This is a genomic window from Cytobacillus mangrovibacter (assembly GCF_042865275.1).
GTDB lineage: Bacteria > Bacillota > Bacilli > Bacillales > Cytobacillaceae > Cytobacillus > Cytobacillus mangrovibacter.
Genome location: NZ_JBIACJ010000002.1, coordinates 61,950 through 85,664, shown reverse-complemented (window position 1 = coordinate 85,664; position 23,715 = coordinate 61,950). Strand labels below are relative to the sequence as shown.

Annotated in this window: 29 protein-coding genes and 1 riboswitch; of the genes, 6 read left to right on the top strand and 23 right to left on the bottom strand. The window is 38.0% G+C overall.

Annotated features, from left to right (window positions below; translation table 11 throughout):
• Position 1 precedes the first annotated feature (1 nt).
• The 5 genes from ACFYKT_RS03760 to ACFYKT_RS03740 all read right to left on the bottom strand — a co-directional run bounded on the left by ACFYKT_RS03760 (position 2) and on the right by ACFYKT_RS03740 (position 4,351).
• Complete coding sequence (locus ACFYKT_RS03760) at positions 2-604, bottom strand: response regulator transcription factor (protein ID WP_389215658.1); 603 nt, start codon at positions 602-604, stop codon at positions 2-4.
• Positions 601-1,725 carry a sensor histidine kinase gene (locus ACFYKT_RS03755; protein ID WP_389215655.1) on the bottom strand — a complete coding sequence of 375 codons (1,125 nt, stop codon included), beginning with the start codon at positions 1,723-1,725 and terminating at the stop codon, positions 601-603. The genes ACFYKT_RS03760 and ACFYKT_RS03755 overlap by 4 nt, the downstream gene beginning before the upstream one ends.
• A 5-nt stretch (positions 1,726-1,730) precedes the next feature.
• The gene (locus ACFYKT_RS03750) at positions 1,731-2,471 is read right to left on the bottom strand and encodes an ABC transporter permease (protein ID WP_389215652.1); all 741 of its coding nucleotides are present in this window, start codon (positions 2,469-2,471) and stop codon (positions 1,731-1,733) included.
• Positions 2,472-3,371, bottom strand: a complete 900-nt coding sequence (locus ACFYKT_RS03745; protein WP_389215649.1) for an ABC transporter ATP-binding protein — start codon at positions 3,369-3,371, stop codon at positions 2,472-2,474. It lies immediately after the preceding gene.
• Positions 3,372-3,514: 143 nt separating this feature from the next.
• Positions 3,515-4,351 carry a lipoate--protein ligase family protein gene (locus tag ACFYKT_RS03740; RefSeq protein ID WP_389215646.1) on the bottom strand — a complete coding sequence of 279 codons (837 nt, stop codon included), beginning with the start codon at positions 4,349-4,351 and terminating at the stop codon, positions 3,515-3,517.
• Positions 4,352-4,541: 190 nt separating this feature from the next.
• On the opposite strand from ACFYKT_RS03740, the gene ACFYKT_RS03735 reads away from it, so the two are divergent.
• Positions 4,542-4,925: a rhodanese-like domain-containing protein gene (locus tag ACFYKT_RS03735; RefSeq protein ID WP_389215644.1), complete on the top strand. Its 384-nt coding sequence runs from the start codon at positions 4,542-4,544 to the stop codon at positions 4,923-4,925.
• A 129-nt stretch (positions 4,926-5,054) separates the two neighbouring features.
• Here ACFYKT_RS03735 and gcvPB read toward each other — a convergent pair whose 3' ends face one another.
• From gcvPB to gcvT, 3 genes are read right to left on the bottom strand one after another with little or no spacing between them, the layout of a single operon-like run.
• Positions 5,055-6,515: an aminomethyl-transferring glycine dehydrogenase subunit GcvPB gene (gene gcvPB, locus ACFYKT_RS03730; protein WP_389215641.1), complete on the bottom strand. Its 1,461-nt coding sequence runs from the start codon at positions 6,513-6,515 to the stop codon at positions 5,055-5,057.
• Positions 6,508-7,854: an aminomethyl-transferring glycine dehydrogenase subunit GcvPA gene (gene gcvPA / locus ACFYKT_RS03725; protein ID WP_389215638.1), complete on the bottom strand. Its 1,347-nt coding sequence runs from the start codon at positions 7,852-7,854 to the stop codon at positions 6,508-6,510. The genes gcvPB and gcvPA overlap by 8 nt, the downstream gene beginning before the upstream one ends.
• Positions 7,855-7,870: 16 nt before the next feature.
• Positions 7,871-8,977, bottom strand: a complete 1,107-nt coding sequence (gcvT, locus tag ACFYKT_RS03720) for a glycine cleavage system aminomethyltransferase GcvT (protein WP_389215635.1) — start codon at positions 8,975-8,977, stop codon at positions 7,871-7,873.
• A 307-nt stretch (positions 8,978-9,284) separates the two neighbouring features.
• A riboswitch (glycine riboswitch) is annotated at positions 9,285-9,376 on the bottom strand.
• Between the two features lie 204 nt (positions 9,377-9,580).
• Between gcvT and ACFYKT_RS03715 the strand changes: the two genes are divergently transcribed.
• Both ACFYKT_RS03715 and ACFYKT_RS03710 read left to right on the top strand, forming a co-directional pair.
• Positions 9,581-11,278, top strand: a complete 1,698-nt coding sequence (locus tag ACFYKT_RS03715) for a DEAD/DEAH box helicase (RefSeq protein WP_389215632.1) — start codon at positions 9,581-9,583, stop codon at positions 11,276-11,278.
• A complete protein-coding gene (locus ACFYKT_RS03710) occupies positions 11,247-12,041 on the top strand; it encodes a YqhG family protein (RefSeq protein WP_389215629.1) in 795 nt (264 codons plus the stop codon). The genes ACFYKT_RS03715 and ACFYKT_RS03710 overlap by 32 nt, the downstream gene beginning before the upstream one ends.
• Positions 12,042-12,101: 60 nt before the next feature.
• Here the strand turns inward: ACFYKT_RS03710 and ACFYKT_RS03705 are convergent, their stop codons facing one another.
• The 10 genes from ACFYKT_RS03705 to comGA form a co-directional block, all read right to left on the bottom strand.
• Positions 12,102-12,287 (bottom strand): YqzE family protein, encoded by a 186-nt coding sequence (locus tag ACFYKT_RS03705; protein WP_389215626.1) that lies wholly within the window; start codon positions 12,285-12,287, stop codon positions 12,102-12,104.
• Positions 12,288-12,350: 63 nt separating this feature from the next.
• Positions 12,351-12,854: a shikimate kinase gene (locus ACFYKT_RS03700; protein WP_389215623.1), complete on the bottom strand. Its 504-nt coding sequence runs from the start codon at positions 12,852-12,854 to the stop codon at positions 12,351-12,353.
• A gap of 13 nt (positions 12,855-12,867) precedes the next feature.
• Positions 12,868-13,251 carry a competence type IV pilus minor pilin ComGG gene (gene comGG, locus ACFYKT_RS03695; RefSeq protein WP_389215620.1) on the bottom strand — a complete coding sequence of 128 codons (384 nt, stop codon included), beginning with the start codon at positions 13,249-13,251 and terminating at the stop codon, positions 12,868-12,870.
• Positions 13,241-13,723: a competence type IV pilus minor pilin ComGF gene (comGF, locus tag ACFYKT_RS03690; protein WP_389215617.1), complete on the bottom strand. Its 483-nt coding sequence runs from the start codon at positions 13,721-13,723 to the stop codon at positions 13,241-13,243. Before comGF ends, comGG begins: the two co-directional genes overlap by 11 nt.
• Positions 13,674-14,009, bottom strand: coding sequence for a phosphatase (locus ACFYKT_RS03685; RefSeq protein ID WP_389215614.1), 336 nt, complete (start codon positions 14,007-14,009; stop codon positions 13,674-13,676). Before ACFYKT_RS03685 ends, comGF begins: the two co-directional genes overlap by 50 nt.
• Positions 13,993-14,433, bottom strand: a complete 441-nt coding sequence (comGD, locus tag ACFYKT_RS03680; protein WP_389215611.1) for a competence type IV pilus minor pilin ComGD — start codon at positions 14,431-14,433, stop codon at positions 13,993-13,995. Before comGD ends, ACFYKT_RS03685 begins: the two co-directional genes overlap by 17 nt.
• Positions 14,426-14,758: a competence type IV pilus major pilin ComGC gene (comGC, locus tag ACFYKT_RS03675; protein ID WP_389217010.1), complete on the bottom strand. Its 333-nt coding sequence runs from the start codon at positions 14,756-14,758 to the stop codon at positions 14,426-14,428. The genes comGD and comGC overlap by 8 nt, the downstream gene beginning before the upstream one ends.
• Before the next feature lie 2 nt (positions 14,759-14,760).
• Positions 14,761-14,961 carry a type II secretion system F family protein gene (locus ACFYKT_RS03670; RefSeq protein ID WP_389217007.1) on the bottom strand — a complete coding sequence of 67 codons (201 nt, stop codon included), beginning with the start codon at positions 14,959-14,961 and terminating at the stop codon, positions 14,761-14,763.
• The gene (gene comGB, locus ACFYKT_RS03665) at positions 14,931-15,791 is read right to left on the bottom strand and encodes a competence type IV pilus assembly protein ComGB (RefSeq protein ID WP_389215608.1); all 861 of its coding nucleotides are present in this window, start codon (positions 15,789-15,791) and stop codon (positions 14,931-14,933) included. Before comGB ends, ACFYKT_RS03670 begins: the two co-directional genes overlap by 31 nt.
• Entirely contained in the window at positions 15,778-16,848 is a 1,071-nt protein-coding gene (gene comGA / locus ACFYKT_RS03660; RefSeq protein WP_389215606.1) for a competence type IV pilus ATPase ComGA, read from the bottom strand. Before comGA ends, comGB begins: the two co-directional genes overlap by 14 nt.
• A 302-nt stretch (positions 16,849-17,150) precedes the next feature.
• Here comGA and ACFYKT_RS03655 point away from each other — a divergent pair, with 302 nt between their 5' ends.
• Both ACFYKT_RS03655 and ACFYKT_RS03650 read left to right on the top strand, forming a co-directional pair.
• Positions 17,151-17,852, top strand: coding sequence for a helix-turn-helix transcriptional regulator (locus ACFYKT_RS03655; RefSeq protein ID WP_389215603.1), 702 nt, complete (start codon positions 17,151-17,153; stop codon positions 17,850-17,852).
• 84 nt (positions 17,853-17,936) lie between these two features.
• Positions 17,937-18,179 (top strand): DUF2626 domain-containing protein, encoded by a 243-nt coding sequence (locus ACFYKT_RS03650; RefSeq protein WP_053477001.1) that lies wholly within the window; start codon positions 17,937-17,939, stop codon positions 18,177-18,179.
• Between the two features lie 83 nt (positions 18,180-18,262).
• Here the strand turns inward: ACFYKT_RS03650 and ACFYKT_RS03645 are convergent, their stop codons facing one another.
• Both ACFYKT_RS03645 and ACFYKT_RS03640 read right to left on the bottom strand, forming a co-directional pair.
• Positions 18,263-19,324: a class I SAM-dependent methyltransferase gene (locus tag ACFYKT_RS03645; RefSeq protein WP_389215600.1), complete on the bottom strand. Its 1,062-nt coding sequence runs from the start codon at positions 19,322-19,324 to the stop codon at positions 18,263-18,265.
• A 407-nt stretch (positions 19,325-19,731) separates the two neighbouring features.
• Entirely contained in the window at positions 19,732-20,367 is a 636-nt protein-coding gene (locus tag ACFYKT_RS03640; protein WP_389215597.1) for an MBL fold metallo-hydrolase, read from the bottom strand.
• 310 nt (positions 20,368-20,677) lie between these two features.
• On the opposite strand from ACFYKT_RS03640, the gene ACFYKT_RS03635 reads away from it, so the two are divergent.
• Positions 20,678-20,851 carry a DUF2759 domain-containing protein gene (locus ACFYKT_RS03635; RefSeq protein WP_389215594.1) on the top strand — a complete coding sequence of 58 codons (174 nt, stop codon included), beginning with the start codon at positions 20,678-20,680 and terminating at the stop codon, positions 20,849-20,851.
• A 45-nt stretch (positions 20,852-20,896) separates the two neighbouring features.
• Here the strand turns inward: ACFYKT_RS03635 and ACFYKT_RS03630 are convergent, their stop codons facing one another.
• The 3 genes from ACFYKT_RS03630 to ACFYKT_RS03620 all read right to left on the bottom strand — a co-directional run bounded on the left by ACFYKT_RS03630 (position 20,897) and on the right by ACFYKT_RS03620 (position 23,690).
• Positions 20,897-21,211 (bottom strand): MTH1187 family thiamine-binding protein, encoded by a 315-nt coding sequence (locus tag ACFYKT_RS03630; RefSeq protein ID WP_389215591.1) that lies wholly within the window; start codon positions 21,209-21,211, stop codon positions 20,897-20,899.
• Between the two features lie 32 nt (positions 21,212-21,243).
• Positions 21,244-22,389: a YqgU-like beta propeller domain-containing protein gene (locus tag ACFYKT_RS03625; protein ID WP_389215588.1), complete on the bottom strand. Its 1,146-nt coding sequence runs from the start codon at positions 22,387-22,389 to the stop codon at positions 21,244-21,246.
• Positions 22,390-22,502: 113 nt separating this feature from the next.
• Positions 22,503-23,690 (bottom strand): M14 family metallopeptidase, encoded by a 1,188-nt coding sequence (locus tag ACFYKT_RS03620; RefSeq protein ID WP_389215585.1) that lies wholly within the window; start codon positions 23,688-23,690, stop codon positions 22,503-22,505.
• Between the last annotated feature and the right edge of the window lie 25 nt (positions 23,691-23,715).

The following is a 23,715-nucleotide window of genomic DNA, read 5'->3' as shown; positions in this document are numbered from 1 at the left end:
CTTATATCCAGCCTTTTTCTTCTGCCATGCTGATTGCTTCAATCCTGTTTTTCACTTGCAGCTTGCTAATGATTTCTGACATATAATTACGGACGGTCCCAGCTGATAAGAAAAGGCTTGCCGAAATCTCCTTCGCTGTTTTCCCGTCAGCCACCATCCTTAATACTTCACGCTCACGCTCTGTTAACGGATTTTCCTCCTTTAGGCTGCCGAAAATCAGTTCAGGTGCAAATTCACGTTTGCCTTTCATTACATTTCTGATCGACTCTGCCAGCTCATCACTAGATCCGTCTTTTAACATATATCCATGAACATCTGTCTTCACAGCTCGTTCAAAGTATCCAGGGCGGGCAAATGTTGTCAGGATGATAATTTTACATTCTGATCCCAGCTTCTTTAGTTCTTCTGCCACTTCCAAACCGCTCTTAATCGGCATTTCTATATCCATCAAACAAACATCCGGCTCAAGAGCTTGAATGAACTGGAACGCTTCCTCTCCATTTTTTGCCTGGGCAATCACTTCAATATCATCTTCAAAGTCAAGAAGGGAGCCAAGTGCCCCCCGAAGCATTCCTTGATCTTCAGCAATGACAATTCTTATCATGAAACCACACCAGCCTCTCTCTCCTTCACAATAACTGGGACTGTTATGTCTAGCTTCGTCCCCATATGAGAAGTTATTTTCAAAGCTCCATCAATCAATTCAAGTCTTTCTGCGATACCTTTCAACCCATTGCCAGCTAGATTATTTTCATCCATTCCTCTTCCATTATCTTCAATGGTGATAATTATTTCTCCAGCTTCCTCTGCTATAACAATATTGCAATTACTAGCTCCACTATGCTTAACTACATTCGTAACAGCTTCACGCAGACACATACTGAGAATATTTTGTGTAATTCCTGAAGCTTCCTCAAGCTTTGATTCATCAGAATATTGAAAAGTGATGCCCGCAGCTTCAAGAATAGCAGCGGATCCTAGTAGCTCCTCCGCAATTGTAATCGCCCTCATATCAGATACTAGCTCCCTTACTTGTGATAATGCCGCCCGGGAAGTTCTTTCAATTTCCTTTGCCTCATGCTTTGCCCGATCTAAATCCTTTGTTATCAGCTTTCCGACTAGCTGACTTTTCAGCGTGATTAAAGAAAGAGTATGACCGAGCGTATCATGAAGATCACGTGCAATTCTTAGTCTTTCCTCCCGTTTAACTAGCTCTTCAATCCGCTCATTCGCTTCATCAAGCTTTCTTTCAAGCTCCATTCTGCTATTCATTGAACGAATGCCAAATGGAGAGAACAACATAATGAGCAGAAAAGGAAGAAAATACAATAAAGAATCGGGGGTAAACTGTTCAAAACGAATAATCAAAGGTGTAAAAATCGTGAAGCCAAATAAAATAAAGGCAATTATAAACTTCCTTTTTTCATTATACCAACCAATAAAATTCGCCGGAAAAAAGCCTAGGAATAGCATATTAACATGCATAAAAATAGATAGAACTAAAATAATCATTAGTTGAAGCATTAACCAATACGTAAATGACTTCGCAGCAAAATAAAGCTGCCGGTATGTAATCAGGAATAGCCCTAATAATACATAACCGGCATACAGCTTCCAGCCTGTCTCGAAGTAAATATAATATCCCGGCATAAATAGATAGATGAGAAACATATACGGGAAAAATCCATATCTTGAAGGAAAAATCTCTAATTTTCCTTTTGCCATTCGTCTTACACCGCCGCTTCCTGCTTTCTCCTAATATAACTTGATAATAGCATGAAAAGGAAAAGATATCCTATTAATAGTATAATATTTATCCATTCTGGGCTATTTCCACGGATAATTTCCCAAGCGCCATTTCCAAAATTATACGATGGCAGCCATACCCCGATTTTTTGAATAAACGCTGGCATTATCTCCATCGGCATCCACATGCCGCCAGAAATCGCAAGAATCATATAAATAACATTTGATACACCGGATGCGGTATCCACTCTCTTCATTGTTCCGACTAATGTACCTAAAGCAAGAAATGGAAGAGAGCCAAGCAATATCCATAAGCCACTCATTAACCATTCAATAGCAGTTAGAGAAACTCCATTAATCAAAGCGCCCGCAATAAAAATGATGGCAATAGAAAATAGATGAATCACTGTTTGCCCAATCATTTTTGCGGCGAAATAAGCAGAATCAGATAATGGGGTGATTCTCATAAATAATGACCATCCCTTTGTTCGTTCCTCCACGAGCCTAATCCCAAGTGTCATAATCGCAGAACCCATCACACTAAAAGCTGTCATTGACATTAAGTAATGGGCCTGCCACTCTTGCTGATCCTCAATATTCGTATTAAAGACTTTAGTGAAGATAATATAAAAAACGATGGGCATCAAGAGCGACCAAAAGACAAAGTATGGGTTCCGCAAAATTCGGATGATTTCAACCTTGCATTGCATTCGAAAAGCACTCATTTAGATCGCCTCCCTATTTTCCGTTAATTGCTCAAAAGCCTCATCTAAACGACCCTGTTCAATTTGAATTCCGCTTATTTTAAATTTCCTGTCAAATAGCGCAGCTAGTGTATTATCTGTATGATCAGTGACCACATAGATCCGATCTTCTTTTTTATATACATCTGAAACATTAGGCAGCTGGGTTAATTCATATATGGATATTTCTTCACCAGCAATAAATGATACTGATTGTTTCGAAAGCTTTCCCTTAATTTCACTCGGCGTCCCGTCTTCAACGATTGTTCCATCATTAAATAAAATAATCCGATCTGCCACATCATCCGCTTCCTGTAGGTAATGAGTAGTGAAAATAATCGTTTTTCCTCGAGTTTTCAATTCACCAATCGTACGCCAAAACAGTTTACGGGAAGTAATATCCAATCCAACAGTCGGTTCATCTAAAAAAACTAAATCGGGATCACCTGCCAAAGCCAGTGCAAACCCAAGGCGGCGCTTTTGCCCTCCAGATAGTTTATTTGCTCTTCTTTTTAAATCGTCCTCACTTAAGCCAGTAAATGTAACTAGTTCTTCAAAAGACATCGGGTTAGGATAATAGCTCCGAAATAATTGAATAATCTCCTTTACCTTCAAAGCATCAATGACACTGACCTCTTGAAGCATCGCACCGATTCTCTCTCGTATCTTCTTTTCCCTTGGGTGACTGTTAAATAATCTGACCTCCCCGCTTGTTGGCTCAAGCAGCCCTAACATCATCATCATTGTCGTAGTCTTGCCCGCTCCATTGGGGCCAAGAATCGCAACCGTTTCTCCTTTTTTTATCGAAAAAGTAACTTGATTCACCGCATGTTTATTTTTAAATGTTTTTGTTACATGATTAATCAGTACGATCGAATCCATTTTTCCACCTCCGTCATTTCTACTTATATTCTACGATTTAGGAAGATTCTGGATTAGTGGATAATGTCATTTATTTCGGATGACATTTGTCATATTTGAAAACAGAAAGAAAAAGTTTATAAAAAAAAGCAGCCTCAGCCGCTTTATCTTTTGAAATTCCAATCATCTTGTTCATATCGCTCTTTAGCAATTTTATTTACATAAGCAAGCTCTTCCGCGGATAACTCATATGGCTCAAGTTCTATATTCAGTCCTTCAGCAAATCCGTTCTTAAACGCTTCTTTTGCCTGCTCAATCGTAATTCGCTCTTTACTAATTTCATTAATAGCTACTGCCTTATTTTTAAAAGCCTTTTGCATTCGCTCTTTCACTCTGTCACTTGGGTATTTAAATAAGCTAAATAGCTTATCTTCATCTAGATCCAACAGAATGGATCCATGCTGAAGGATAACGCCCTTCTGTCTAGTCTGTGCACTTCCCGCAACTTTCCTGCCCTCCACGACAAGCTCATACCAGCTTGGCGCATCAAAACATACAGCCGAGCGTGGATTTTTCAATGATTCACGTTCTTCTGCTGTTTTTGGAACGGCGAAGTACGCTTCCATGCCAAGGTGATGGAATCCTTTTAATATCCCCTCAGAAATCACCCGATAAGCCTCAGTAACAGTCTTTGGCATCTCAGGATGCTCCTCAGAAACAATGACACTATATGTTAGCTCATGTTCATGAAGCACCCCTCTTCCGCCAGTCGGACGGCGGACAAAACCAAGTCCGTGTGCTTTCACTTGCTCCATATCAATTTCCTTTTCTACCTTTTGAAAATAGCCAATCGAAAGAGTCGCTGGATTCCATCCATAAAAACGGATGACTGGCGGAATTTTCCCTTCGCTATTCCAATCAAGGAGCGCTTCGTCTAATGCCATATTAAATGAAGGTGACCCAGCACCCGAATCAATAAAACGCCAAACTTCTTTTGTCATTTTAATAACCTCATTTACAAATTGTTTTACTATGTATGCGATTTTTAGTCTATCAAAATTCATCTTAAAAACAAAGGAAATTGAATTTATATTGGAAATAGAAGAAATTTGTCTGAATTCCTTTACTCATATCAAGGAAGACCTTTATAATAAAGAGTGGTTTAGCTAAGATTGAAAGGAGAAAGACACATTGGAAACCCTTTATTTCCTTCTTATTATTTTAGGAGCAATTATTGTCTATTCAGTTGTTACCTGGTTATATCAGCGTAAGATTGTTAAAACGCTAACAGAAGAACAATTTCGTGAAGGTTATCGAAAAGCTCAATTAATTGATGTCCGTGAACCAAATGAATTTGATGCAGGACATATTCTTGGCGCTCGAAATATCCCAATGTCACAAATGAAAGCACGACTAAAGGAACTTCGCCCGGACAAGCCCGTTTATTTATACTGCCAAAGCGGAATGAGAAGCGGCAGAGCTGCTCAATTCCTTCACCGCAGAGGTTACAAAGAACTTTCCCATCTGCAAGGCGGATTTAAAAAATGGGGCGGCAAAATTAAAGCGAAAAACTAATTGAAAAATCCTCTTGCCTATCTGTGCAGAGGATTTTTTTTATTTACAAAAGAATCATATTTCCGCAAAACTGCTGGTATTTTGCACATAAAGAAGGACTGGCTCTTTTAAAAGAACCAGTCCTGCACTTTATTGTTTTTGATAACGAAGCACTGGTTTACGGGCAGCCAATGTTTCATCAAGACGATTAATAACCGTATTATGCGGTGCTTCTTGTACAATCTCAGGATTTTCTTCAGCTTCTCTTGCAATTTGGATCATTGCATCACAGAATGCATCAAGTGTTTCCTTCGATTCTGTTTCAGTTGGTTCGATCATAATACATTCTTCCACGTTTAATGGGAAGTAAATGGTTGGTGGATGATAGCCAAAGTCAAGGAGACGCTTCGCAATATCAAGTGTACGTACACCCAACTTCTTCTGGCGCTTTCCACTAAGAACAAACTCATGCTTACAATGTCTATCAAATGGAAGATCATAGGAATCCTGCAATCTTCTCATCATATAGTTTGCATTTAAGACTGCATATTCAGTTACTGCTTTTAAGCCATCAGGACCCATGGAACGAATATACGTGTACGCACGAACATTAATGCCAAAGTTTCCGTAATAAGGCTTCACACGTCCGATTGATTGTGGACGATCGTAATCTAATACATATTGATCACCCTGTTTTACTAAAACAGGCTTCGGCAAGTACGGGATTAAATCCGCCTTAACACCGACTGGACCTGATCCTGGACCACCGCCACCGTGTGGACCTGTAAAGGTTTTATGAAGATTTAAATGGACTAGGTCAAAGCCCATATCTCCAGGGCGAGCCTTCGACATAACCGCATTTAAGTTCGCTCCATCATAATAAACCTTTCCGCCAGCAGCATGAACAATCTCAGCCATTTCAAGAATATTTTCTTCAAAAAGACCTAAAGTGTTGGGATTTGTCAGCATTAGTGCTGCAGTATCTTCACCAACAACTCGTTTTAAATCCTCTAAATCTACTAAACCATTCTCATCTGATTTCACTGTGATCGTTTCAAAGCCAGCGACAGTTGCAGAAGCTGGGTTTGTACCATGCGCAGAGTCAGGGATCAGTACTTTTGTACGTTTATGATCGCCATTAGCTTCATGGAAAGCACGAACCATCATTAGGGCTGTCCATTCACCATGAGCACCAGCAGCAGGCTGAAGAGTTACTTGATCCATACCAGTGATTTCGATTAAATGCTCCTGTAAATCATACATAAGCTCTAGCGCACCTTGAACAGAGCTTTCATCCTGTAATGGATGTAAATGGGCGAATCCTGGGTAACGTGCCACATTCTCATTGATTTTCGGATTGTATTTCATTGTACATGATCCAAGTGGATAGAATCCTGAGTCAACCCCATGGTTCCGGTTAGATAGAGCTGTGTAATGTCGCATAATATCAAGCTCTGACACTTCTGGAAGTCCCGGCTCCTCTTCTCTTAAATATCCCGCAGGAATCAGTTCATTGATATCAATTTCCGGTACATCCATTTCAGGGAGGCTATAACCGATGCGGCCGGGTTTTGTTATTTCAAAAATAAGTGCCTGATCATCCTTATGCATGGTAATCCCCCATTTCATTTACAAATGTATCAATTTCATCCTTTGTTCTTAATTCAGTTACCGCAACTAACATATGATTCTTTAAGTCTGAATAATCTCGGCCTAAGTCATAACCGCCGATCATTCCTTTTTCTAAAAGCTGTTGATTTACTTCTTTCACAGGCGTATTTAATTTCACAACAAATTCATTGAAGGAAGGACCTTCAAACACAATTTCAAAGCCTTTTTCTTTAAATGCTTGCTTCGCATAATGCGCTTTTTGAATATTGGAAAGGGCCATTTCTTTTACGCCTTTTTTGCCAAGTGCTGTCATTGCAACAGAGGCAGCTAGTGCATTTAATGCTTGGTTTGAACAAATATTTGATGTCGCTTTATCACGGCGAATATGCTGCTCACGTGCTTGAAGCGTTAATACAAATCCACGGCGTCCTTCTTCGTCAACCGTTTGACCGACAAGACGGCCAGGAACTTTTCTCATCAATTTATTTGTTACCGCAAAATAGCCACAGTGAGGACCACCAAAGCCAGTTGGAATACCGAATACTTGCGCATCACCAGCAACAATGTCCGCCCCTAATTTACCTGGAGGTGTTAATGCTCCAAGAGAAAGTGGGTTACTTGAAACTACAAACATTGATTTCCCAGCATGAATGATCTCTTCAAGCTCTTTTAACGGTTCGATTCTTCCAAAAAAGTTTGGATATTGAACAATGACAGCTGCGATTTCATCATTGATCATCTCTTTTAATGCATCAACATCCGTCACTCCATCTTTATGTGGAATTTCAATGACTTCAATGTATTGACCTTTTGCATAGGTTTTCACTACTTCTTTTGATTCTGGATGAACGGCACTTGAAATCAGCACTTTCTTCCGACGTGTGTGCCCTGCACTAAGCATTGCCGCTTCAGCTAAAGCCGTTCCACCATCATACATGGATGAGTTTGCAACATCCATTCCCGTTAATTCACAGATCATTGACTGAAATTCAAAAATGGCTTGAAGCTCTCCTTGTGAAATTTCAGGCTGATACGGTGTATACGCTGTGTAAAATTCAGAACGAGACAATACATGGTCAACAATCACAGGCATATAATGATCATAGACACCTGCACCTAGAAAAGAAGTATGGCTTCTAAGATCAGCATTTTTTTGAGCCATAAGCGTTAGTTCTTTCATTAATGCCGTTTCTGTTTTGGCAGGCTTAATATTGTATTCCCCTTTAAACCTTACGCGTTCAGGAATATCACTAAATAGTTCATCAATTGCGTTTACACCGATTGTTTCGAGCATTTCTTTCTTATCTGTCTCTGTCATCGGTAAATAGCGATGTTTCATATTGTTGTCTCCTCTCCTATTTTTTCTCTCTTTTATAGAAAGGCGTAGCCGCCACGACTGCTTTCAGGCGCTTTCCGCGAATTTCAACTTCCACTTCAGAACCCAACTCTGTATGTTCTGTTTTCAGCAAAGCAAGACCGATGCTTTTCTTTAATGTTGGTGATTGTGTACCAGTTGTTACCTCACCAATCAGCTCTTCCCCTTTATAGATAGGGTAGCCATGACGAGGAATCCCACGGTCAATCATTTCAATCCCTGCTAGTTTTCTTGTTAATCCATTCTCTTTTTGAGCAGTAAGTGCCTCTTTACCAATAAAGTCTGCTTCTTTTTTCACTTTTACAGCAAAGCCAATCCCTGCTTCAAGAGGAGAAATTTCAGGAGATAATTCTTGTCCATATAGTGCAAGATTAGCTTCAAAGCGCAATGTATCACGAGCACCTAGTCCACAAGGGATAACGCCTTCTTCTTTTCCTGCTTCTAAAATATCCTTCCAGATTTCGACAACGTCTTTAGCATCACAATAGATTTCAAAGCCGTCTTCACCTGTGTAGCCAGTTCTAGAAATAAGCGCTTTCTTCCCATTTAAATCAACATTCTCTTGAAATTTAAAGAAACCGATCTCTGATAGATTCATTTCTCCTGCAAGCTTTTGCAGTACTTCTTCAGCTAATGGACCTTGGATAGCCACTTGAGCCGTTTCATCGGAAAGATTTGTAAGCTCCACATTTCCTTCTAAGTGATCTTCAAGCCATTTGAGATCCTTTTCAATATTTGAAGCATTAACAACAAGTAAATAATGATTATCTTCTAATTTATAAACGAGCAAATCGTCAACAGTTCCGCCATTCTCATAACACATGGCTGTATATTGTGCTGCTGAATCTTTCAATTTAGAGATGTCATTTGTCATCATTTTTTGAAGGTATGAAAGGCTGTCAGTTCCCTTTACTTCAATTTCACCCATATGGGATACATCAAACAAACCAGCTTTTGTTCGAACTGCTTCATGCTCTTCTTTAATGCTTGAGAACTGAACAGGCAGATCCCAGCCTCCAAAGTCGATTGTCTTCGCACCATATTCTTTATAAACATCAAATAATGGTGTTCGTTTTAACTGTGACATTTACTCGTCCTCCTTTTAATCCTTTTGAAAAGTTTGAATATTCACCATTAATCCATAAAAAAGGACAGAGAATCCCCTCAAACGTTGAGAAGATCTCTGTCCTTGCACCTGAAAGTTTACCGAATAAACGGTTTTCCCCTTTGGTGGATCTTCATATAAGAAAAGCGTAAGCGCCTTGCTCACCCCCGACAAGCACAAGACGAGCCTCACTGAAAGGTGTTCTTTACCTTTCTGGGAGGCTTGGCTTGTGACCTCGAGGGGGTAGGCGCTGAAGCTAGACAAAAAAGAAGATCACTCTCCAGAGCTACGTCCAACAAGGGTTCTTTTGCCTGAGAGATTCACAATATATATTGCTTGCTCCTTCGGCGCTACAAATGTAGTCTCTCCCCTTGCTTTCATCCGCATTTATAAAATTTTCCAAATTGGTTCATACTAAACGCAAATACAAACGAAAACGAAACGGAAAATAAAAGTAAACAATATTATTTCGATTAACTAATTAAAGTGGCAAATTTCAAAACTTTCAAAGCTAACTTTATCCTACCATTAGAACCAATTTTGAGCAATGGGGAATATTTTCACGTTTTAAAGGAGATGTAAGAGATGACGGTGCAGATTACTTTTGATTCCACTTGGCAAGATGAATTTCTACATAGAATTGATGAAGATGGTCCGTGGGGAAGCTGGGAACTTTATAAATTAGCCTTGGAAGTAGAGAATCATACGATCATTCCTGAGTTTGAGGGATTGCAAGCGCCAAAGCATTTATCAAGTCTTACTCCCTTGCCCCATCAGCTTGAAGTGGCCAAACAGGTTGTTGAAAATATGAATGGAAAAGCTATTCTTGCCGATGAAGTGGGACTAGGAAAAACCATTGAAGCCGGATTGATTTTAAAGGAATATATGATCAGAGGGCTAGTAAAAAAGGTCTTAATTCTTGTTCCTGCCTCACTTGTTACTCAATGGTCTATCGAATTAAATACGAAATTCTTTATTCCTGCTATCACTCAGCGAAAAAGCTATGTTTGGGAACAATGCGATATTGTTGTTTCTTCCATTGATACAGCTAAGCGGCATCCCCATAAAGAGATTATCTATAAACAAGACTATGACTTAGTCATCATTGATGAAGCTCACAAACTAAAAAATAATAAAACGAAAAACTATGAGTTTGTTCAAAATTTAAAAAAGAAATTCTGTTTACTATTGACGGCTACTCCCATTCAAAACCGAATCAGTGAAATCTTTAACTTAGTCTCTTTATTGAAGCCAGGTCATTTAGGGAATGAAACAGATTTCTATCAAAAATATCATAAAGACGCCCGATCCGTAGAAGATGATGAATACTTAAAAGAACTTGTCAATAAAGTGATGATTCGAAACCGAAGGGCAGACACAGGAATTGAATGGACGAAGCGGAGAGTCGAAACATTGCCTATTGAATTTTCTAAAGAAGAAAGGGAGCTTTATGAAGCAGTCACTAATCTTCGTGGGGAAGAGGGCTGGGTCGGCTCAAGCCAATTTTCACTTATGACTCTTCAACGGGAAGCATGCAGCAGCAGGGAAGCAGTTTTTTTCACATTAAAAAATATGCTGCAAAGGAAAGAAGAACCTACAAAAGCATTCCAGGATCAAATTCAATATTTAATTTCTAAAGTAGAAGCTGTTCAAACCAATTCGAAAGCAGAAAAAGCACTTGAATTAATTCAGCAAATTAATGATAAAGTGATTATTTTCACCGAATACCGTGCGACCCAAATGTATTTACAATGGTTTCTTAAGCAATATGGAATTACATCTGTTCCATTTAGAGGAGGATTCAAACGAGGAAAAAAAGACTGGATGAGAGAACTCTTCCAAAAAAATGCCCAAGTTCTTATCGCTACTGAAGCAGGCGGTGAGGGAATTAATCTTCAGTTTTGCAATCATATTATCAATTTTGACTTGCCTTGGAATCCGATGAGACTCGAACAAAGAATTGGACGTATTCATCGGCTAGGACAAGAGAAAGATGTAATCATCTATAATTTTGCCACAAAGGATACCGTCGAAGAGCATGTTTTGAAGCTATTGTATGAAAAAATTCATCTCTTTGAAAAAGTGATTGGGGACTTGGATGATATTCTTACTAAACTTGACTTCGGAAATATTGACGACCATCTTACTGACATCTTTGGAAAATCTGCTTCTGAAGGGGAAATGCGAATCAAAATGGATAATTTAACCGCAATGATTCAATTTGCAGAAGAAATGAGAGAGGGTGAAATCAATGCAGCAACAGGAAATTCATCATTTTCTTGAGCGGTATTTCCATGCGAATAATTGCAGCATTACCGAATCAGGTCCAGGCTATATGATTGTGCAGCTAACGATCGAACTCGATAAGAAGCTTATGAACCGCCCTTTTTACTGGCATTATTTAGAGAAAACAGGCGGGGTCCCTAATCCAATGCAGCTAACATTGATTACAGATCCTCTAGCTGCACCGAAAAATTTAAAAGGAGAGGTTCTTCACTTCGGTTCCCCCCGATTGCATCAAATTTTCGAATCAACTAGGGAACTAGCAGGCTATATCCGCTTATATGAAAAGCAGAAGAACACAGTAGGCAAGCAAACCCCTTTGCATCCATGGCTTGGTTTAAATGTGCGCATATCCTACCAGTGTGATCGCAAAAGAGATATATTTCGATCGATTGGATTACAATTACTTAATGGGCAAATGTTAGATGGATTCCATGATAAACTATTGAAATTAGAGCTCACACCCAAAATTCCTGATTATTCATTTACCCTATCTCCACTAATCATGCCAAAGAGCGGGATTTTACGAATACAGCACTTCTTTCAGAATGAAATTAAAAAAGAGGATCATCAATGGGCCGATGAAGCAATCAAACGCTGGCAGAAGGATTTACATTTACTTGAGCACTTCTATGAAGAAGCAGAAGAAAAGGAAGAAAGCTACGAAATTGAAAAAATCGCTTTGAAGGAGCAATACGAACCTAAAATTAATATCTCGATTGTAAACGGCGGCTTATTTTATTTAACAGCACAGGCGATTTAAGAACAATCAGCAATTCCAAGAAATAAGAAAGGAAACTAGTCCCTAAAGACCAGTTTCCTCTTATTTCCTGTCCTTTTTCTTAACCATTGCAGCTAAAGCATACGGAATAACCCCAAACCATTTAAATAAAAAAGGTTCTCTTCTATCCTTTTTCTCTAATCGATATTTTTTTCGTTCATCTTTAGGCTGGTCAATATACTTTACTACCGTTTGCGTAATATATTTCACGTAATCATTTGAATTCATATTTTGCACCTGCACTTAACTAATGGCTATTTTCAAAAATGCTGTTAGTTCAAGTATGTCCTTTTACGACAAATTTAAACAGATGCTAATCTCTTTTACAATCTCATTAATTTCTTTCCCCGTTGTATCAATAAGATAATCAGCAGCCTCTTTATATATTGGCAGCCTTTCACCATACAGCTCTACAATCTTCTCTTTTTTATCTCCTTTTAGCAGTGGCCGCGACTCATCTTGTTCAAGTCTTTTGACAATTTCATCTTCGTCCGCATAAAGGAAAATAACGACTCCATTGTTATTTAGAAATATCCTATTTTCATGCTTGCATACAATTCCACCGCCTGTTGTAACAACTGCATTCTCCGTAGGGATTTCCTGTAATATCTTTGTTTCCAATTCCCGAAAATAGGCTTCATTATGCTGCTCAAATATAGCGTTAATTGTAAGCTGTTCTTTCCTTTCAATGACTTCATCTGTATCAAAAACAGGGACACTCATATATCTTCCAAGTGCTTTTCCAACTGTCGTTTTCCCTGCTCCCATAAATCCAATTAAATAGATTGTTTTCATACTTAGGCCTCACTCAGTTTTTTTCATTCCATTTTATCATTTTCCCAAGCTCTCTGTCATAGTAACCTGTACCTGTTATATTTGGCCGATTGCTCATAGTTAAAAGAAATGTTACCCGGTAAAGACTATCGGTAACCTTTGCCGTACTATATTGAACCTCCCCATCTAAAAACGTATAAACCCCTGATAAAAGTTCATTACTGTCTTCTATCAAATGCGCCTCTGTCCATTTCATCGCACTCAAAAAATAATATTCTTGTTTTAGGAGGATCTCTGATTCCTTTATCAATCTTTTTTCTGAAACATATGATTCAAGTTGAATGGAAAGGACAATCGCGATTAATAAAAGGATACAAAAGGTGAGCGGATACGAAAACCCCTTTTCATTATGGATCATGGTACTCTTCCTCCAAATTGAGAAATGAATAAAAAGATGCGGTGTGCTCTTGATTAAATAAATCATTTACTGTTAGTCTCATCCCATCTTTTAATGGTTCAAAACGGATGGACTTTACTTGCTGCAGCACAATCTCATGACCTTTGTCATCTAATCTCCTTCTAATATTCGACCCATGCTTATCAAATTGAATCTTTTGTCCAATCTTTATTAAAATAATCCTATCATCGAATACAACAATTTCATCTGAAAGCCGTACCTCTTTTTTCAATTGATTCACAAAAACATGCCATTCCATAAGTTTATTTCTTGCTTCAAACGGTTCATCCTTGAAGAAATAGTTAAAGACAAGCGGGAAAAAGGAAACCACCATTAGAAATATTGAAAAGGCAAATAACATTTCTAACATCGTAAATCCCCTATTATTCAAAAATCTCACACTTTTTATAAGAATTCCGCAGGATATCTTCATATTTAATGCAAACCTCCACCAAAGCTTCCTCCTCACTAGTTTCCAGTGCCATTTCATAACTGGTTCGATCAATCATCTGAGTTTCAATATTCGGATATACCCCTTCCTTCTTTGCCTCAATTAAATTTTCATATAATAGCTGCAATGCATTGTATTCCTGACGCAATTGCATCGATTTATTGACTGCATCGATGATTAATGGAAAAAAGACACTAGCGATCACTAACCAAGCAGATAAGGTTAACAATAATTCAGCCAAGAAAAACCCATCATTCCTTCGCCACATAAAATCTCCCCCTGCCAATTAAGAAGGTCATTCGATACCATTCCTTATCCACAATAATATAAAAAGATCCAAACCTATTAATATTCCCATCTAGCTGGAATTGAAAAAAAAGCTTCATGGAGCCTTCTTTTATCGTAATCACTTCCGGAATCTCTCTTTCCACTAGGAAACTCAAATGATAATTCTCTCTTACATAGTAATAATTTTCTTCTGGGAGAATATGAACATTTACCGCAACCTGATTTGATATCGCATATTGTTGTGCATATAGCAAGTCTGCTTTCAATTGTGAAATAAATTGTAGTTTTTCCAAAGAGGCAAATTGAGGTCTTATTAAAATGGCAGACATCGAGGCAATGACGAGAAAAACACTTAAGATAAACAAAGATTCTAATAATGTGAAGCCGCCTTCAGAATTATTCATTTGCAGGAGGTTCTTTCGTATTAGCTGATACCTTCCCCTCTATGATAACGATGGATTCTCCATTCGGACAGGTTGTTTCATTTTCATTCAAATACTTTTCATCTACTAACGCTTTTACATCTGCTGGCATCTTCTTGTTCTCAATTTCATATGCCTGAACTTGGGCTTGGACCATTTTTACATAAGCTTCACAGCCTTTTTTATTGATGTTTCCATTATGCTTCGTAATATTCGGGATCGTTATAATCAATAGAACAGATATAACGAGGAGAACAATCATCATTTCTAGCAATGTAAAACCTTTGTCATTTTTCAAAATTTTCATCATTAAAATCCCTCCAATAAATGAAACATCGGTAATAAGACAGCTAAATACATGGATACAATCAAGAAACCAATGAATAAATACAAGCAAGGCTGGACTGTTTTCAACATCTTTTCTGTTGTTTCCTCAAGCAGATCTAGACAATGCCTGCTAAAAAAGAATAATTCTTGATCTAATTTTCCATTCTTTTGACCATGTCTAATAATATGGGAAAGCTCCCTTTCAAAAAAGGATAACTCATCAAGATATCTTCCAATCTCTCCCCCTTTCTTAGGCCTATTTTTATTTCCCCACCTAGTTCTTTATAAAGCAGCTGTTTATCATTTTTTTCAAATAAACGAAGAGCCTCATATACAGATAGTCCCCCTGCTAATAAATAGCTGATCTGCACAGAAAAATAGTGAGTATAAAACAATCTGAAAAAACCGCCAATAACTGGAATAGAAACAATCATTTTCTTTTGTTGAATATGGGGAAGGCTTCGAAATTTGAATAAATAGTAGCTCAGCAGGAGGAGAAGAAGAAGAAATATACCAATGGTAACAAAAGGCATCATTTCTCCAAAAGAAGAGACCACTTTTGTGAAGAAATTAGGCTTAAGCCTCATGGAATTGAATAGCGAGGAAAATCTAGGCAAAATAATTTTCTCTACAAAAATAAATAACACAGCTGTTATGATAATTAAAAACAAAGGATACATAAGCATTTTCTTCAACTTTTCAAAATCCTTATCCCTTTTTAGCATCATTTCACTGCCAGCTTGGAATGCTGCAGCAAGCCCGCCATGCTGCTCCGCAAAATAAACATAGCCAATTAAATGTTGATTAAACTTCAATTTATCCAAAATCCGGTAGAACGGGTAACCCTCTTTTAAATCAGCAAGGCACTGACTAATCTCCGCAATCCTATTTTTCGGCAGCTGAAACAACAGCGATTCAATGGCTTCTGATAATGGATAGCCTCTAGCAAGGAGCTCGCCTGTTCTTTTTAAAAAATGGCATTGTTCCTGCAAACTCCATTTACGATTCTTCATATTCAAGCACCCACCGGTCATATTCAGTCTCTTTAATATAACCAAGTGCAATTCCCTTCGTAATGATTTCCTTTAATGTTCGATATTGGACAATCGCCTCTTCCCCTCTTGACTCTTTCATTGCTGCATTTAATGCCCGTCCAGTTAAAAGCTCAAAAACGCTCGCTCTTTTCAATCTGCCATAACAGTAGCAATAAGGTGTGCATTCTCCCTTACAAAATGGACAGGTCAGCTCAACAAGCCTCTGTGCTGTTACTGCAACAAGTGTCTGCTCAATTTCAACTGCATTCACACCAAATTCAATCAACCGATAAATCGCACCTTTCGCATCCCTCGTATGCATGGTACTTAAGACTAAATGTCCTGTGAGCGCTGCACGTACAGCAATCGTCGCTGTTTCGGCGTCCCTAATTTCCCCGACCATGATGATATCCGGATCATGCCTTAAAATGGCTTTTAATCCTGCTGCATATGAGACACCTGCTTTCTCATTTACTTGAACTTGCAGCACCAGATCATTTTCCTTTTCAATTGGGTCTTCAAGTGTGATGACATTACGGTTGAACATATGGGAGGTTTCATTTAGAAGGGAGTACAAAGTTGTCGTTTTGCCAGATCCAGTTGGACCGGTAAACACAATTAATCCGTGGGCATGTTTTAATAATGCAAGCATTTTTCGGGTCATGGCTGGGAATAGGGAAATCTGGTAGAAAGGAATTTGTTCTTGTTGTGGGAGAATTCGAATGACAAGGCTCTCATTATGGCTTGATGGGAGAGTAGAGAAACGAAAACCAATCATTTGACCATCAATTTGATAAGAGTATGCACCGCTTTGCGGCCGCCTTTTTTCTCCAATATCCATCGACGCTGTGAATTTGAAATGAGAGATAAGTCTGTCACATTCTTCCTTTGGCAAATAAAGTCTGGGAATCAGTTTGTTGGCAAGACGCAATTGGATGAGGGTATCTTTTCTGCGGGGGACGATGTGGATGTCTGATGCATGATTTCTGACCGCATCTTTAATAATTCTTTCTGCAAGCTTTTCAATTGTATTCAATTGAAATTAACACCACCTTTTTTTGATTAGAGTGAATATTCGACCCCATTATATAATTTCCTGCATCATTTGACAAATTATTTGCATGAAATAGATATAATTTTCACAAAATAAAAGTTCAAACAGGATATAAAGTCAATGGTTTCTGCCGTTTTTGTTGGATTTTAGCAAAATTTATCATATATTTGTGACTAATGTTATAGGCTTAAATGTGAACTTTTTATAAACTTATAGTGAATACAGTGTTAACCCCCTGTAACTATATTATAATTGAATCAATATCCGGTCTGAGGTGAGCTTAGGTGGAACAAACTTTAAAAATTACAAATGTTTTATCCGATCCAACACGCTATTATATTTATCAATACATTACAAAGAGACATAAAGATGTAACTGTTCAAGAAATTGCAGATAATTTTAATATTCATCCAAACGTTGCAAGGCTTCATCTTTCAAAGCTTGAAGATGTGAACATGCTTGTCTCTGATACACAGAAAACAGGAAAGGGCGGGCGGCCAAGCAGGCTGTATCGCTTATCAGATGATGTCATACAGCTTCATTTTCCTTATCGTGATTATCAGCTGCTTTCAAAAATCGCTATGCAGACCATGCTATCTCTTGGTGAAGAAGGAAAGCAAGCACTATACTTAACAGGAAAGGCATTTGGCAGGGAATTGGTCGAGCAAGAGCTAAACCGCACATCCAATAATAGCGAACAGCTTTCATTCGATCAAAAACTGAACATCATAAAAAATGCTTCCACGATGTCAGGGTTTCATCCTGAATTTGAAGTAAATGAGGATCAAAGTAAAATTTACTTCCAAATCTTTAACTGTCCATTTAAAGAAGTAGCCGTTGATCATACTGATTCTGTATGTAATATGCACTTCGAATTTCTAAAGGGAATGTTTGAATCATTATTCGATTCCATCCAATTAATCGAAAAAGAAAACATGCTTGGTGGCTGCGATTCTTGTTCTTATCACGCGATCGTCACAAAGTAGCAACAAAGAGTTATTTACTTTTATCTATCATTTAACTTATAATATGTAATGATGTGAATTGCTAGGGGAAAAGGAGGGATACATATGGATCGTATGTACAAGGTTTGTGGATTCTGGACGGGAATTTTCGCCGTTATGTTCTTTTTAGGTGATATGTATACAACGTCTTTAATCTTCTTTGCCCAAACAGGATTCTTCCTGCTTTTAAGCTACTTAAAGCTTTCAGAACGTATGTATTTATATGTTTTTGCAGGATATTTAACTGTGTTTTTTGTCGGCTTCACGTATTGGAGCACATTTATGATGGTTCCAGGTGCAGGTCACTAAAACCAAAAGTTAGCTACATAATAAAAAAGCGATGGAATCCATCGCTTTTTTATTATGTATATTTTTAAAATGGCTTGAGTATTTTATATATTTCCTTTCTGCTGTAAAACTACATGGAATGATGAGCTCATACCCCCTGGTAAAATGAGACTGCGAATCGCTCTATTTCTTTTGCTTACTGCGGAAAAGGGATTCGGGTCATAATTCTCTTGCAGCTCATCTAAAATGCCTGTTGTAAGTAGAAACTCATCCTGCCTCCACTTATTCACAAATTGTAGTCCTTCTTGATTGCCCATTTTGATAAATGGGTCAAAGTGAACATGACTAGTCATATCCATTTCACCAGGACGTTCCAGTACATTATTTACTTGCTGATGCTTATAATACCCTCTAAGGCTCCCATCTCTTCTCCCTGGATCCATCCATTCTTCATTTGTATAGCCATAATCAACCGTAAGGACTGCACCCCTTAACAAGGCTTTAGCGATTGCAGAAACCATCGCTTCCATTTGTATAGGAATTTCTATTCTTTGGCGATTATTCAATTGAACACCATATATCTTTAAAAAACGGAGAATCTCATCATTCTCTAACGGTTCAACTATTTCAACAAGCTGGTTATTTTTAAAGGTAATCATGACCTCCATAAGTTGTCCCTCATGATTTTCAATAACATGTACAGGAAAGGCATCATACAGTTCATTTGAAAAAATAAGGCCCTCAAATGGCGTTATTTCCTCAAGACTCTTAATTTGCCTTACTTCATCACCAGTAAGTATTTCCTTCTGCAGCTTCTGATGATACGGGCTTTCTTCGAGAATATAATAATGAATAGGTTTAGAAGAGATCAATCGCCACTCATCGATAAATGCCTTAGCAAAACGCCCTGTTCCTGCTCCTATTTCACAAACACCAAATGGGAGATTCCATTCAATCGCCTTTTTATAAAACCATTTAGCCAGTGATCGCCCATATATGTCAGAAATATTGCTTGTTGTAATAAAGTCACCTTCACGTCCAATTTTACTTTGTTCCTTCATGTAATATCCATATTGTGGATGATAAAGTGCTTGTTTCATATATTCTGCATAAGTTATTCTTTTTAATGGCTCTTTTTCGATATATTCTTTTAGAAATTTTAGCATAAATCCACCTTTTTCTTATTTTACACTGTTGACACAGTGTTAACTTTATTATATTCTATTATTAGTAGCTTAACTATATCCCCTCCCATTATATGAATAGAACATCCCCCAGAAAGGCCCTTCTCTTTTGAGAAGGGCCTTTCTACTATTTAATTTTAGAATCTATCATCTTACTACTTAGGCTATTTTTGCAAATATCAACACATAGTTGGTAGAGGTTGATTTCCGCTCCAGGCATTCGCTTTCCGCGGGGTGGGCGCTGAGCCTCCTCGGCGCTTGAGCGCCTGTGGGGTCTCAGCTGTCCCACTACTCCCGCAGGAGTCTCATGCCTTCCGCTCCAATCAACAAACGCATTTATCGGTAGAAAACTTATTCAAAAACAACAATAATTATAGAAAGAGCCTTAATTAAAATCCATTTAGAAATGGGTTAGAATCCATTTCTTGTCCAATTGTTGTAGCTGGTCCGTGTCCTGGCAGGACGATTGTTTCTTCAGGCAAAGTTAGTAATTGTTCATGGATGCTTCTTAGCAATTGATCTTGATTCCCTCCTGGAAGGTCTGTACGCCCGATGCTGCCGCTGAATAATGCATCTCCTGATATAACTAGCCCAGCATCTTTAAAGTAGAAGGAAAGACTGCCTGGTGAGTGTCCAGGGGTTTCAAAGATTTGGAAGGAAAAATCTCCTACTTTCAATTCTTTTTCATCCGTAATGAAGTGATCGGCTGGCTTGCCACGAACGAGCTTGCCCATTTCAAAAAAATGAGAGCCATTTAATGCAGGGTCTAACAGCCAATCAGCTTCTTTTTCATGAATATAGACAGGGATATTATATTCATCCCTCGTATCATCCACTGCCCCAATATGATCAAAATGCGCATGTGTTAGGATAATAGCAAGCGGCTTTAATTGCTTCTGCTCAATAAAACGTCTCAATTTTCCACTTTCTTCACCTGGATCAAAAATTAAGCAAGTATTGTCTTCCTTTGACAATATATAGCAGTTTGTTTGTAATGGACCTAATGGAAGTTGATGCCATTCCATTATCAACACCTCCAATTGATGGGTAAACTATTCTAATTTTACACTACATTACTAAGAAGGTTAATTCAAATAGAAAGGGGAATAATATCGAATAGCATGCTGGTCTTTTTAAATGCGTTTTCATTTTTCTATTCATTGTTACCGCTTATGACATAGAAGTGTCATTTTTTGACCTCGACAAATGGTAGAAAAAAATATAGAATATAATACGAATGTAGAAGTAGCTTTACATACAGGTTCCAAACCTGAATATGATTTTTTTATTAGGTGTAAACCTGATTATCATAACAAAAAGGGGGCTTTTATTTTTATGGGAATCGTTATTATCTTCTTTTTAGTTGCCATTCTAGCTGCTTATGGTGCATGGAGCGCATTTAAGAACAAGAATATTCTAGGTCTTATATTCGCAGCAGGTTCATTCATCGTTTTCGGCGGCTTTGCTTTATTGACACTAATTAATAGTGGATATCCAGCTGCACACTAAGAATTAACAAAAGGAAGGAGCTCCTTGAGGAGCCCTTCCTTTTCTTTATTTATTCAACTGACTTTCAACCCGTTGTACCTTTTCTTCCATCTTTCTTTTTACATCTCGTCTATCATCAATGCGAATATTTGTTGCAACCCGCACAAGACCCTTTTCAAAAGGCACCTCATGCATTGCCTGGATGACTTCAAAAAGAACTGGAAGCTCTCCTTCAATAATCGTATTCATTGGCGTCAGCTGAAAACGAATCTGCCCCTTCTTTTCATATTCCATTAATACACGCTGAATATCCGCTACATAGCTGCTTACACTCGCTGTCTCTGTTCCTATTGGAATAACGGTTACATCTACAATTGCCATATTTTTTTCACCCTTTTAATCAATTTATGTACTTATTCCTTAACGATCGGCATAATTTCTTTCGTATCTAAATGAATGAGCTTTTCTAAATAAAAGCCATATAAACAATGTGTCCCATTTGGCGAACAGCTTAATGGTTCATTATCTAAATCCTCAAGTATGACCGTTTTTTCCCCACTTTCAATTGATAGCAGCTGGAAACCACCTGCATATGTATCAACGTCCGAATGATACAGAGGTGCAAAAGTATATAGGCGGTTCTTCTCATCAAAATCAAAATAAGGGATCAGCCAGTCAGAAAACCTTGTTAAGTGTGGAATAGAAAAGGTTGATAACTCCTTAAAGTCATTAGATAGAAAGGTATATACTGACTCATTTATTTTATCAGAAGTGACGGTAATGGTCATAATTAAATTCTCAATCGACTTCATATAAAATACTTCATCAAGAACCAACTTCTCATCTTCACTTGATAGGGATCTTTTCACTAATGGAGCAAGTAAAGATGGTTGTTCTTTTCCCCAATCTAAATAAGCCAATTCATCCTTGCTTACCCAATGGGCAAATGGCTCCTTCAAATGAATAGGAGTAAGCTTCTTCTCTTCCAGGTTTAAGTGATAGGTTGAATAATCCCAGCTTTCTGTAAACAAAGAGAAAAGCAGGATATTTTCATCATAAGGATTCCACTCGAATACAAAATCAAATGCCTCCATCCTTTCAGACATGATCTCTTTCCCTTTAGCATCGATAATCGTAATGACCCCTTCATATGTTGTTGGGACAGTATGAATTAATATACGATTGCCTGAAGGACTGATTATGACAGAAGCCACTGGGCTCTCACTTTCATAAATTAATTGATTGACACCGCTAAAGACATTATAAGTATACACATGAGAGCCTAGTCCTACATTTGTAGTATAGATAATGGTATCATTATTTAACCATCCATTCGCCATATTGAATTGACCTTGTTCTAAAGCAATGGGGAGCATCATTTCTTGACCGGTAAAGGAAGATGGAATGGTTCCTTTAACTAAATCCTTGCTATGTATGATCTTTGAATGCATCCCTGACTTAAGATCAGTCGTACAACCTGTCAGCAAGACCAAATAACCCAAAAGGAAAACACATAAAAAAAGAACCTTTCTATAATTCCTTCTATTTGTATGAACCAAATTCCATCCCTCCTTCCTTTGCAGATAACTAATTATACGAAAATAAGATAAAAATGTTTCAATTATTTCAAAATTATTTCAAAAAGAAAAGCCGTTAATCGGCTTTTTCTATTTTACATATATAATGCAGCTAGGTAAATACCGAGTACTTCTTCAAAAATCTCATCAAACTGGGATAAAGGCAAAGGATTAATTCCTGACCCCAATTCGATTGTAAAGCCTGGTCTCCTAAATTCTTTAATAAACCAATCTTTATACCCAGCAAAGCTATCTATATATTGTATTGGCTCATAGCCGCTTACTCTTGCAAACTCAGCTGCTAAGACCCTTGATTCAGGAGGTTCTAACCCCTCATATCCCCAATAAAACTCTTCTCCTTGTGTATGGAATGCGAGCATACGGTCAAATTGCCGTGTGCGAGCAAGATTAGCCATTGCAATGGTTTCAGGCTCAGTTAATGGTGCATCCCCAGGGAAATCCCTTGGAGCCGGTGCTTTCTCTTCTTTTCTTTCCTTCTCCACTTCCCATTTGGCAGGAAATTGATTATTCAGATCAACACCCCTAATATTTGCCTTCCATCCTGTAAAATCGGTACTCCCACGATTTATGCTTACCACTTGCTCCTTCACTTCAGCAGGCGGCCCATTAACAACTAAATCAACACCATCTGGATTGACCATCGGTACAATAGAAAGATCAACAGCCTGATATAAAGGCATGGTCGAAAGTCCTCTTATCGGTTTTGCATTTGTTAATGATAACAGAAAATGGTTTAATAGGGCCATTAAAATACCTGATGTAATCCATTCATTCGCATGGAAAGATGCATTAAAATGGACCTTTTTCGTTCCCTTTCCAAGTCGAATTTCCTGAATCGGCTTGCCAAGCACACTTTTGCCAATATTATTTACTTGTATAAAAGGGAATACCGACTTCAAATTGGCAATATCTGCAGTCAATGCTTTAAAATTATATGGCTTCTTCCCATTTATAAATGGAGTAATAACCCTCTGGGGAATATTAATCGATTGGCCAGCCTGCAATTGATTAGGATTCACATTTTGATTAAGCAGCAGCAAAGCATCAACTGATAGATGTCTCGCTTCACTTAGCTTCCAGAACGTATCCCCTTTTTTTAATGTATATTTCTGTACTATAAATCCAGGAATTTGCACCTCTTGGCCGATCTGAAGGGCAGAAGGATTAATTGTTGGATTCGAATCGATAATTAAATTTAAAGGGACCATGAAAAGCCTGCTATAATGCCAGAATGAATCCCCTGATCGTACTTGGACTCTCATTATTCTTAACCCCCTTTCATCCATT

What these genes read in the sequence shown, in the direction of transcription:
- gcvPB (WP_389215641.1), bottom strand. Translation starts at nt 6,515, where the DNA reads ATGCATAAGGATGATCAGGCACTTATTTTTGAAATAACAAAACCCGGC.
- comGC (WP_389217010.1), bottom strand. Translation starts at nt 14,758, where the DNA reads ATGAAAATTTTGAAAAATGACAAAGGTTTTACATTGCTAGAAATGATG.
- ACFYKT_RS03650 (WP_053477001.1), top strand. Translation starts at nt 17,937, where the DNA reads ATGGATCGTATGTACAAGGTTTGTGGATTCTGGACGGGAATTTTCGCC.
- comGF (WP_389215617.1), bottom strand. Translation starts at nt 13,723, where the DNA reads ATGAAGATATCCTGCGGAATTCTTATAAAAAGTGTGAGATTTTTGAAT.
- ACFYKT_RS03635 (WP_389215594.1), top strand. Translation starts at nt 20,678, where the DNA reads ATGGGAATCGTTATTATCTTCTTTTTAGTTGCCATTCTAGCTGCTTAT.
- ACFYKT_RS03715 (WP_389215632.1), top strand. Translation starts at nt 9,581, where the DNA reads ATGACGGTGCAGATTACTTTTGATTCCACTTGGCAAGATGAATTTCTA.
- ACFYKT_RS03740 (WP_389215646.1), bottom strand. Translation starts at nt 4,351, where the DNA reads ATGACAAAAGAAGTTTGGCGTTTTATTGATTCGGGTGCTGGGTCACCT.
- gcvPA (WP_389215638.1), bottom strand. Translation starts at nt 7,854, where the DNA reads ATGAAACATCGCTATTTACCGATGACAGAGACAGATAAGAAAGAAATG.
- ACFYKT_RS03710 (WP_389215629.1), top strand. Translation starts at nt 11,247, where the DNA reads ATGCAGCAACAGGAAATTCATCATTTTCTTGAGCGGTATTTCCATGCG.
- ACFYKT_RS03645 (WP_389215600.1), bottom strand. Translation starts at nt 19,324, where the DNA reads ATGCTAAAATTTCTAAAAGAATATATCGAAAAAGAGCCATTAAAAAGA.
- ACFYKT_RS03705 (WP_389215626.1), bottom strand. Translation starts at nt 12,287, where the DNA reads ATGAATTCAAATGATTACGTGAAATATATTACGCAAACGGTAGTAAAG.
- comGB (WP_389215608.1), bottom strand. Translation starts at nt 15,791, where the DNA reads ATGAAGAATCGTAAATGGAGTTTGCAGGAACAATGCCATTTTTTAAAA.
- ACFYKT_RS03745 (WP_389215649.1), bottom strand. Translation starts at nt 3,371, where the DNA reads ATGGATTCGATCGTACTGATTAATCATGTAACAAAAACATTTAAAAAT.
- ACFYKT_RS03630 (WP_389215591.1), bottom strand. Translation starts at nt 21,211, where the DNA reads ATGGCAATTGTAGATGTAACCGTTATTCCAATAGGAACAGAGACAGCG.
- comGG (WP_389215620.1), bottom strand. Translation starts at nt 13,251, where the DNA reads ATGATCCATAATGAAAAGGGGTTTTCGTATCCGCTCACCTTTTGTATC.
- comGD (WP_389215611.1), bottom strand. Translation starts at nt 14,433, where the DNA reads ATGAATAATTCTGAAGGCGGCTTCACATTATTAGAATCTTTGTTTATC.
- ACFYKT_RS03685 (WP_389215614.1), bottom strand. Translation starts at nt 14,009, where the DNA reads ATGTGGCGAAGGAATGATGGGTTTTTCTTGGCTGAATTATTGTTAACC.
- ACFYKT_RS03640 (WP_389215597.1), bottom strand. Translation starts at nt 20,367, where the DNA reads ATGGAATGGCATCAACTTCCATTAGGTCCATTACAAACAAACTGCTAT.
- ACFYKT_RS03620 (WP_389215585.1), bottom strand. Translation starts at nt 23,690, where the DNA reads ATGAGAGTCCAAGTACGATCAGGGGATTCATTCTGGCATTATAGCAGG.
- ACFYKT_RS03755 (WP_389215655.1), bottom strand. Translation starts at nt 1,725, where the DNA reads ATGGCAAAAGGAAAATTAGAGATTTTTCCTTCAAGATATGGATTTTTC.
- ACFYKT_RS03760 (WP_389215658.1), bottom strand. Translation starts at nt 604, where the DNA reads ATGATAAGAATTGTCATTGCTGAAGATCAAGGAATGCTTCGGGGGGCA.
- gcvT (WP_389215635.1), bottom strand. Translation starts at nt 8,977, where the DNA reads ATGTCACAGTTAAAACGAACACCATTATTTGATGTTTATAAAGAATAT.
- ACFYKT_RS03700 (WP_389215623.1), bottom strand. Translation starts at nt 12,854, where the DNA reads ATGAAAACAATCTATTTAATTGGATTTATGGGAGCAGGGAAAACGACA.
- ACFYKT_RS03750 (WP_389215652.1), bottom strand. Translation starts at nt 2,471, where the DNA reads ATGAGTGCTTTTCGAATGCAATGCAAGGTTGAAATCATCCGAATTTTG.